The sequence below is a fragment of the Moorena sp. SIO3B2 genome (assembly GCF_010692525.1).
In the GTDB taxonomy this organism is placed as follows: domain Bacteria; phylum Cyanobacteriota; class Cyanobacteriia; order Cyanobacteriales; family Coleofasciculaceae; genus Moorena; species Moorena producens.
Genome location: NZ_JAAHHE010000034.1, coordinates 43,691 through 53,401, shown reverse-complemented (window position 1 = coordinate 53,401; position 9,711 = coordinate 43,691). Strand labels below are relative to the sequence as shown.

General features: G+C 43.3%; 5 protein-coding genes and 1 pseudogene. 3 read left to right on the top strand and 3 right to left on the bottom strand.

Going from position 1 to position 9,711, the window contains the following annotated elements:
* Window positions 1-37: 37 nt before the first annotated feature.
* Window positions 38-1,039, top strand: a pseudogene (locus F6K38_RS11255) (ferredoxin family protein).
* Window positions 1,040-1,291: 252 nt separating this feature from the next.
* Here F6K38_RS11255 and F6K38_RS11250 read toward each other — a convergent pair.
* On the bottom strand, window positions 1,292-1,771 hold the full coding sequence (locus F6K38_RS11250; RefSeq protein WP_229414619.1) for a GNAT family N-acetyltransferase: 480 nt from the start codon (window positions 1,769-1,771) through the stop codon (window positions 1,292-1,294).
* Between the two features lie 459 nt (window positions 1,772-2,230).
* Window positions 2,231-3,079 (bottom strand): alpha/beta fold hydrolase, encoded by an 849-nt coding sequence (locus F6K38_RS11245; protein ID WP_287356621.1) that lies wholly within the window; start codon window positions 3,077-3,079, stop codon window positions 2,231-2,233.
* 255 nt (window positions 3,080-3,334) lie between these two features.
* Between F6K38_RS11245 and F6K38_RS11240 the strand changes: the two genes are divergently transcribed.
* Window positions 3,335-3,739: a thioesterase family protein gene (locus F6K38_RS11240; protein ID WP_287356623.1), complete on the top strand. Its 405-nt coding sequence runs from the start codon at window positions 3,335-3,337 to the stop codon at window positions 3,737-3,739.
* 400 nt (window positions 3,740-4,139) lie between these two features.
* Window positions 4,140-5,498 (top strand): flippase, encoded by a 1,359-nt coding sequence (locus tag F6K38_RS11235; RefSeq protein ID WP_287356620.1) that lies wholly within the window; start codon window positions 4,140-4,142, stop codon window positions 5,496-5,498.
* On the opposite strand, the gene F6K38_RS11230 is transcribed toward F6K38_RS11235, so the two are convergent.
* Window positions 5,475-9,710 (bottom strand): non-ribosomal peptide synthetase, encoded by a 4,236-nt coding sequence (locus F6K38_RS11230; RefSeq protein WP_287356618.1) that lies wholly within the window; start codon window positions 9,708-9,710, stop codon window positions 5,475-5,477. The genes F6K38_RS11235 and F6K38_RS11230 overlap by 24 nt on opposite strands.
* Window position 9,711: the final 1 nt, after the last annotated feature.

Below are 9,711 nucleotides of genomic sequence, written 5' to 3'. Positions count from 1 at the left end.
TATTTTTTTATAAAATGACAATTAAGGAGATAAAACGATGAACACTTTTTTTTGTTCTGACCATTCACAGCAGTTAGCCGAAGACATTATCGGTAGTGGTACTAATTACCAAGTGTATGTTTTAGTATAATGCCGCCAACCGTGGCTGTCTAATGCCATGGATTCTAAGTATATTCCAGACAATCTTAGGAAATTGGTGGATGAGGTAAAGCAGCGTAAGCTGCCAGTAAGATTCCTACTGATTGCTAATAATAAAACTCTAAAAGCAGATCAGACTAAGCTTTTGATTTATAGTCACAACGGTGAAGCCAGGTTAAAAGGGTACAGCAAGCTAGAGTTTGATGTGACTAATCTTGGTGAGGTAGCTGGGATTGTCAGACAATTCTTAGCTGGAGAAACGCCAAACTGTGTCACACAAGACAGTGATACTAGAGACATTTTAGTTTGTACCCATGGTAGCCATGATGTGTGTTGCGCCAGGTATGGTAATCCTTTTTACTGCAAAGCCTTAGCTACTGTTGCTGAGTTATCTTTAAGCAATGTCAGACTCTGGAAAGCCAGCCACTTTGGTGGTCATCGGTTTGCTCCCACTGCCATTGACTTGCCAGATGGAAGATACTATGGTGTCTTAGATCAAGATTCATTTAAATCAATTTTAATCCGTAGTGGTGATATTGAATGCTTCAATCGGGTTTATCGAGGTTGGGGAATTCTACCGACTAAAATTCAGGTATTGGAAAGGGAACTTATCCTCCGCTACGGATGGGATTGGTTTAAGCACAAAGTTGGTGGTTCAATTATTAAGGAAGATGTGAATCAGGATTCTATTCAAGCTGAGATCAGCTTTGAAAAACCTAATGGCTTGATTTACCATTGTCGTGCTGAATTAGTTAAAGATGAAAGTAAGACATTGCAGCTGAAAGGATCTTGTGGTGCTCAGAAAGAGTCACTATTTGTTAAATATACTATTAAGAATCTCTGCCTTTACTCGGAATTGCTGGAAATTCTTCCAGTTTATCAACCGCAGATGGCAAGCTAAGAGGTAAGCATTTAGCAGTCAGCCGTCAGCAGTCAGCAGTCAGCCGTCAGCGGTCAGCCGTCAGCTCAACTAGTAGGGTGCGTTATCAACGCACCTTAAATATAGAGTTACTGGTGTTAGTAATTTACTTAGTCATTGGTATAGAGTCCGTGTAGGAATTGTGATAATTTTTGATGGCATATTCCCTACGGTGCGCGTTCACGCTTAGCTTTGAAAAAGCGCGGGGTCGCACCGCTCCCTACTCCCTACTCCCTACTCCCTACTCCCTACTCCCTGTTCCCTATTCCCTTGACTAGATATATTAAGATACATGAATTGGTGGCTGATGCCAACATAATCAAATTGGTCACCGTCGGCTATAAAACCAAGGCGACTATAGAAACCTAGGGCATTAATTCTACTCAGTAGTCTTAAAGCATTGAAATTGTTTGCTTTGGCTTTTTCAATTAATGTTTCCATCAGTTTGGTGCCGATTCCTTGGTGACGAAATTCAGGTAATAGTGCAACGTAGGCAATACTGCCCAATCCGGGAGACAATTCTCTTAATCTTGCTGAACCAATTACCTGATTATTACAGACAGCAACGAGATGAAAAGCACTACTATCGTACTTGTCTTGTTCTGTTCCTTTTTCCATGCCCATAGGCTCTCTGAGCACAAGCCACCGCTGGTGGTACATATCCTCTAACTCTTGTTTAGTTTTAACAGGACGTACTTCAATTGTCGTCATCATGCTTAACCATATTTAGAATGTAGAATGTAGAATGTAGAATGTAGAATGTAGAATTGAGAATGTAGAATTGAGAATGTAGAATTGAGAATTGAGAATTGAGAATTGAGAATTGAGAATGTAGAATTGAGAATTGAGAATTGAGAATTGAGAATGTAGAATTGAGAATTGAGAATTGAGAATTGAGAATGTAGAATTGAGAATGTAGAATTGAGAATGTAGAATTGAGAATTGAGAATTGAGAATTGAGAATTGTAAGCTATCAGCTATCAGCTATCAGCTTTCAGCTTTCAATTAAGAATTAATAATTGTCATAATATGCGCTACGGGCAGGCTACGCCAACAGCTATCAGCTTTGAATTAATTCTAAATTCTACATTTTAAATTATAAATTATTAATTCTACATTTTAAATTATAAATTATTAATTCTGCATTCTAAATTATAAATTCTACATTCTACATCACCTCATAACTTGCGGATTATTGCTAATCCAGCTGTCGATATCTTTTAACACCTGATCGGGAATTTCCCAAGGAAACAAGTGAGCAGTATTGTCATAGCATTGCCATTGGCTATCTTTAAGATGTTTAGCGGTTTCTCGACTTGATGCTGCGGTAATATGGCGATCAGCAGCTCCTGCTAAGACCAGGGAGGGACATTCAATCTGGTTTAAGTCTGGCAAACGGTTATACCCAGCCCTAATGGCAGTGTTGAGTGCTTGTGTAGCGGCTTGGGAGGTCTGTAAATAGGCTGATATGGCGTGGTTGGCAATATACTGGTAGGCGCTGGTAGTGTGTTGTTGGATCAGGTACCGAAAAAGCGATCGCTTACCAAATGTGTCAATATTCCACTGCCATCCTGGTTGTAACCAATTTAAGGCAGAAGCGATCCCGGTATAGAGATTATCCTGCCAACTAATGGGGGGATGATTACCCCAGGGTCGAGCGGCTGTGGCGATTAAAATTAAACCTGTGACTCTCTGAGGTAGCGTCAGAGCAAGCTCCATGGCTAAAATTCCCCCTAAAGACCAACCTAGTATCAAACAGCGGTCAATGTGGTAGTAGTCGAGCAGGGATTCCAAGTCAATCAAGTGGTCGGTCATCTGAAAATCCCGATCAGCTGGACTTCTACCATATCCTCGCAAATCAGGGCTGATAGTCCAGAACCTCTGGGATAGATGTTGGGTAAAAACCGAAACGCACTGACTTGAGCCGGGATGACCGTGAAGGCAGAGAATTGGGAATCCTGACCCCTGGAGGTCAGTGTTGAGATATACTGCTGCTTGGTAGTTTTTTTTAATCCCATTCATGTTAATTGTTAATTGTTAGTTGTGTAAGCATTCAGCCGTGAGCTTTTAGCTCACGCTACGCGAACAGCCGTCAGCCGTCAGCTTATTTTATTCAATAGCACCTCAAGGAGGTTACGCTATGGGCAGAAACTTTGTAAGCATTCAGCTGATAGCTGTTCGCGTAGCGTGCGCGTAGCGAATTAGCTGTTCGCGTAGCGTGCGCATTAGCTGATAGCTGATAGCTGATAGCTGATAGCTGATAACTGAAATGGTATGATCTCTTTTACTTATAATCGCACTGTTCGCTTTTCAGATATGGATGCGGCTGGTGTAGTCTATTTTGCTAATGTTTTATCTATCTGCCATGAAGCCTATGAAGCCTCTCTAGATGCATCGGGCATTAATCTCAAGTCCTTTTTCACTAAGGCAGCTGTGGCAATTCCGATTGTTCATGCCAGTGTAGATTTTTTAGCTCCTATGTTTTGTGGGGATCCACTGCTAATTCATGTGATGCCTGAGCAGTTGAGTGAAAGTAAGTTTGAGATTGCTTATCAGGTTATTGCTTCGTCATCGCAACAGTTACTGGCCAAGGCAATTACGAAGCACGTTTGTATTGATGCGATGACTAGAACTAAAATTCCCTTACCTGAGGAAATCGTGCAATGGCTAGAGCGCTTATGAGGATATTTTTAAGCATATAAACTAAAACGGATTTCAATGGGTTTTAGGAAGGCAAAATGTTACTGGAATATATCTTGTATATTTGATTGAAATAATATAGAATATAGAGTTGAAATGCACATTTTTTTAACCACTTTTGTCAGGCCGTCAGGGACAAAATCCTAGTCTACTAGATTCAACATTTCGGTTCTTCAGTACCTGCTATGCTAAATTTAAAGTTGAAAAACTCAGAAAGCTTACTTTACAAAGGTTATAAGGCTATTTAACTAACATAATTTTCTGAATATGGTCTTTTTTCACTGCTCCCTGCTCCCTGCTCCCTGCTCCCTTCGTCAAAGTGTTAATTTAGCATAACAAGTACGGAATATCCAAAATTTATACCTTTATTTACTAAAAATAAATGACTCAAACTGTCCCCTCTCCTACCGAGGAAAATCTGAATTTAGGCGTTCTGGCTAAAGAAGCTGGAATAGCTCTGGTCATACAATTTGCAGGTGTTGCTGTCACTTATTTGGTGCAGGTATGCCTAGCCCGATGGATGGGCAAAACTGACTATGGCATTTATCAATATGTCATTTCCTGGTCTATACTCTTAGCAATTCCCGCAGGATTCGGTTTACCCCGTACAGTTTTGCGCTTTGTCTCGGAGTACCGAGTTAAACAAGAATGGGGACTATTGTGGGGGATTTTGCGCAGTAGCTGGCTAATTAGTATATTGAATAGTATATTGGTTAGCTTCCTAGCTGCAGGTGTAATTTTACTACTGAATTATTACCACCACTTTACTTATGCCACTCCTTTATTAATTGGTATTGGTCTAGTGCCACTACAATCCTTGATAAATTTACAATTGGCAACAGCTAGAGCTGCCAAGGATATTACTTTAGCATACGCACCATCAAAAATTATTCGGCCTGTGTTGCTACTGTGTGGTGGATTTGTGGTCTTCGAGAAAAGTCACTCCCTAACAGGAATTTCAGCTCTAGAAATCGCTGAGATTGCCTTCCTAGTGACAATTTTGTTGCAGTTGGGATTTTTATTACCTAAATTAAAGAAAGAATTTGAAGCCAGCCAACCAGTATATGCCATTCGAGAGTGGTTGGGTGTAAGTTTCATTTTGTTATTACAATTTAGTTTTTTCATGATTATCAGTCAAACTGACAAAATCATGGTCGGTTCGATATTGGGTCCTGAGCAAGCAGGGATGTACGCTGCGGCAGTGAAAACGGCTAAATGGGTCTCTTTTGTGCTGACAATTATTAATATGGTAGCCGCTCCCAGTTTCACGACCCTGTACGCTAAAGGCGATCTGGAGGGTCTGCAAAAGGTGGTTTCCACAGTTGCTATGTGGATTTTCTGGCCTTCTGTGGCTATGTCCTTATTTCTAATGGTCTTCAGTCAACCCGTTTTAGGAATATTTGGCTCGGATTTTATGGCAGCAAGTTGGCAACTTAAAATTTTGGTTTTGGGCAATTTGGTAAGCGCTGGGTGCGGTTCTGTCGGCTACTTGATGGTGATGACGGGTCATCAAAAAAAATCTGTAAAGGTTTTTGGTTGTGCTGCTGTTTTAAATATCGTGTTAAATGCGATCGCGATTCCTCGGTTTGGTGCAGTGGGTGCAGCTATAGCCACAGCTTTAACTTTAGTCCTGTGGAATATTTGGCTGAGTTTTTTAGTAGTGAAACATGTAGGAGTGAGTCCCCTGGTTTTCAGAGGACTTTTTGAATGGGGTTCCTCAAAATCCGAGATAGGGACGTAACTCTTGGGCTAAGGCTTCACTCCGGATAATGGAGAAATGGTCGCCAGTAATTTTGTGTATCTTGATGCCACCTGTAGTCAGAGAACTCCAATTTTGGATTTGTTTTTGGGTTAATTGTGCCGATTTTCTATCGGTGTAAAAAAGGGTACTCTGACCTGAGTAAGGTTGGGGTACATAGCTATACTTGGCTTCGATATTTGCTTGTGCAACTGCAAATAGGTCGCGTATCTGCTCTAGTCCAATTTCTGGTGGCAAGATTTGAGCTTTGTTTGCCTCTTTAAGGATATAGTTTAATTGCTCGTCCAACTCCAGTTGCCGTAATTTATCCACTGAAACTGCCAGTTTCTTGTTAAACTGTTTTTCATCAAAACGACGACTTAGACTCCCGGCAAAGGCAGTTAACAGCATTGCTCGATCTGGTTTGGGCTTGTTGAGAATGGTAGGATTAATGCTGTCTATTAATGCTAACAGTGTTATTTCATGTCCTGAAGAGCGTAGCTGTTGGGCAATCTCAAAAGCAACGATACCACCGAAAGACCAACCACCGAGTTGGTATGGCCCTTGGGATTGAACGGTCTGTATTGCTTTAATATAAGTAGTAGCCATGTCCTCAATGCGAGTCAAGGGCTCCTGTTCTCCATTAAGCCCTACAGCTTGCAGACCATAGAAAGGTTGTTCCACACCTAACCGGCGAGCTAAAGCTGCATAACACAGAACATTACCTCCCCTGGGATGGATGCAGAAAAATGGTGGCAAAGAACCTGCTGGCTGAATTAGGACTAAAGGTGATAAAAGTTGAGTATTAGTAGCACCACTCAGTAAACTTGCTTGGTCTTTGATAGTGGGTTTGGCGAAGAGGGTTGCCAAGGGTAGATGAGTTCCCAACTGCTGTTCGATACGAGCCATTAAGCGCAAGGCTAACAGGGAATGACCGCCTAAGTCAAAGAAGTTGTCTTGGACTCCCACGGTCGGGATATTGAGAACTTCCGACCAAATTTGTACCAGTTGCAGTTCTGCGATCGTGCGAGGTTCTATTCCTCCTGCTTCTTGAGTAGAAACATTTGGTGCTGGTAATGCCCGTCGGTTCACCTTACCGCTGGGTGTTAACGGTAGGGACTCCAAGACCACAAAAGCTGCAGGAATCATGTAGTCGGGGAGTTGGGTTTGGATCAAGGAGCGCAATTGACTAATCACCGGTTGAGATTCGGTGGGGACTACATAGGCCACCAGCCGTTTATCCCCAGGAGTATCTTCTCGGGCAATCACTACTGCTTCTTTGACTTGAGAGTGTTGTGCCAGTGCTGCTTCTATTTCCCCCAGTTCAATCCGGTAACCCCTGAGCTTGACCTGGAAATCTTTGCGCCCGACAAATTCTAGGCTGCCATCCGGTCGCAAACGACCTAAATCTCCCGTGCGGTAAATGCGTTGGTTGCCCCCAACTGGGTCAGCACAAAATGCCTTCTCGGTCAGCTGAGGCTTGCCCCAATAACCCAGGGCGATGTGGGCACTCCTAATCCCGATTTCTCCATAGAAATCCGTGAGCTGGCCGTTGTGGTCAAGTAAGAGAATTTCGGTTTCACAGAGGGGATAACCCACCGGAACCGTATTCACTACCTCTGTTTGTCCATTGATAAAATTTTGTAAGGTAAAGGTCGCTTCTGTGGAGCCGAGACCATTGACCAAGGTACAATCAATACCAAAGTGCTTTTGGTATTGCGCCACATCTTGGGGTTTGACCTCCTCTCCTCCCAAGACAATTACACGAATCTGAGGCAATTTTTCCTCTGGGCTGAGATGGCTCATCAAGTGTCGGTAGACAGTGGGGGTGGAGTGATAAATGGTAATCCCCTCCTGGGTGAGATATTCCGGCACAGGGGCAAGACCTTCCGACTTGAGGTCAAAGGGGTAGAGGGTAGCACCATTTAACAAAGCCCCAAACATGTCCACAATCGCCGCATCAAAGCACAGGGATGAGAACAGAGTTAACTTATCGCCATTAGCTATTTTGAGATTATTGGTGTAATTCCTGATGTAATGCAGCACATTGCGATGATTTTGGATCACCCCTTTGGGAACTCCGGTAGAACCCGATGTGTAGAGAATGTATGCTAGTTGGTCTGGGGCAATTTCTGGTGGACTGTGTTCCTCAGAACCACCTACATCTTTGTGATCAATCTCATCTATATTGATCACGGTGATTTCCTGTTGGCTTAATTCCACTGCCAAAGACAGGTTCTGGTTGTTGGTCACCACCGCTGTCGCCCTAGAATCGGCCAAGATATAACCGAGTCTTTCTTTCGGATAGCTTGGGTCAACAGCCACATAGGTTTTGCCAGCTTTGAGTACTCCTAAAATGGCGGCAATGGCTGGGGCATCATGTTCCAATAACAGTGCAATGCGTTGTTCGTGATTACCACATTGGTTGAGTACGATCTCGGCGACTTGATTAGCCACCCGTTCTAGTTGTGAATAAGTCCATTGGTATTTCTTGGTTTTGATGGCAATATTCTGGGGATATTGCCTGACCTGTTCGGAAAATCTGTGTGGGATTGATTGTTCAATTTCTGGTTGGGTGAATTCCCTAAAGCCTGGGCTCGGAGCAATCTGCTCGTAATGGTCAGGGTAATGTTTCTGTTGTTCTCTTAACAGGGATAAACTAGAGAGCTTTTGTTGGGGATTAGTGACAATCTGCTCTAATAAATACTGATAGTGCTCTAGGAGTTGCTCCATTCTCAGGGAGCTAAATAGCTCAGTGTTGTACACTAATGTCAGTTGGATCCCCTCTGTCAGTTGGATCCCCTGATGGCTTTCCCGAACATAAACTGTTAAGTCAAACTTGGACTCAGAGTCTTCGAACAAGCGGTTTTCTACGGTTAGACCTGGGAGTTCCAAAGGATTCCTGGGCTCATTCACCATATTGAACCAAACCTGAAATATGGGATTACGGCTGAGATCTCGCTGAGGCTGTAACTCTTCGACGAGCTTCTCAAAGGGCATCTCTTGGTGACCATAAGCTCCCAAAGTGACTTGCCGCACTCGTCCTAATAATTCCCGAAAACTGGGATTACCCCCCAACTCTGTCCGTAACACTAAAGTATTGACAAACAAGCCAATTAGACCTTCTACTTGGGAGTGGCGGCGGTTGGCAATGGGAGTGCCCACAATAATATCTGACTGTCCTGAATATCGCGACAGTAAGACCTTGAAGGCGGCCAGCAAGGTCATGTAAAAGGTCACCCCTTCCTGACTACTCAATTGTTTGAGGGATGAAGTCAGTTTTTCAGAGAGTTTCAGGAATTTTTTCCCACCGGTGTAACTTTGGACCCGGGGACGGGGATAATCTAGGGGCAGTTCTAAAACCGGTAGCTCTCCTGATAACTGCTGTTTCCAGTAGTTAAGGTGGGTTTCTAACACTTCCCCTTGCAACCACTGCCTCTGCCAGGCGGCATAATCGGCATATTGAATCGGTAATTCGGCTAAAGGTGACGGTTGAGCGGAACTTAAAGCTGTATAGATCACCGACAGTTCGTTGAGTACAATTCTTATCGACCAGCCATCAAAGGCGATATGATGCACTTGAAACAGCAGAATATGCTTCTGCTCGGACAGTTGCAAAAGCCTTGCCCGTACTAAAGGCGTTTGTTCTAAATCAAACGGTTGCTTGGCTTGAGCTTCGGTCAACTGTTCCACTTGCTGGGATTGCTGTGGTTGTGATAATTCCCGTAAGTCGATCACCGGCAATCTCAGTTGACACTCAGGCTCGATCACTTGGACTGGCATGGCACCGACGGACTCAAACCGAGTCCGCAGCACTTCGTGACGATTGATGATTTCTGTGAGGGCTTCAGATAGGACATCTATGTCGAGTTGGCCAGTTAGCCGCAAGACGGACAGCACATTGTAGGCCGACGAATCACCTTTAAATAATTGGTTGAGGAACCACAATCTCTGTTGGGCAAAGGAGAGAGGAATCTCACTGTCGCGGTCTATTGGCTTAATAGTGCGATTATTCCGATGAGGAGTCCGCCACTCTCTATTTCTTTGCAAAAAAGCAATTATTTCTGCTTTTTGCTCTTTGATTTGGCTGCGTAGCTCTGGAGTAAGCATTCCTTTGGGAGCTCTAAACTTTAGCTGCTCGCCTTCTACCCATAGTTTGATATTTATACTGTCAAAGTAAACTAAATTTTCTTCTATTGTTTTGATTTTTTTCATG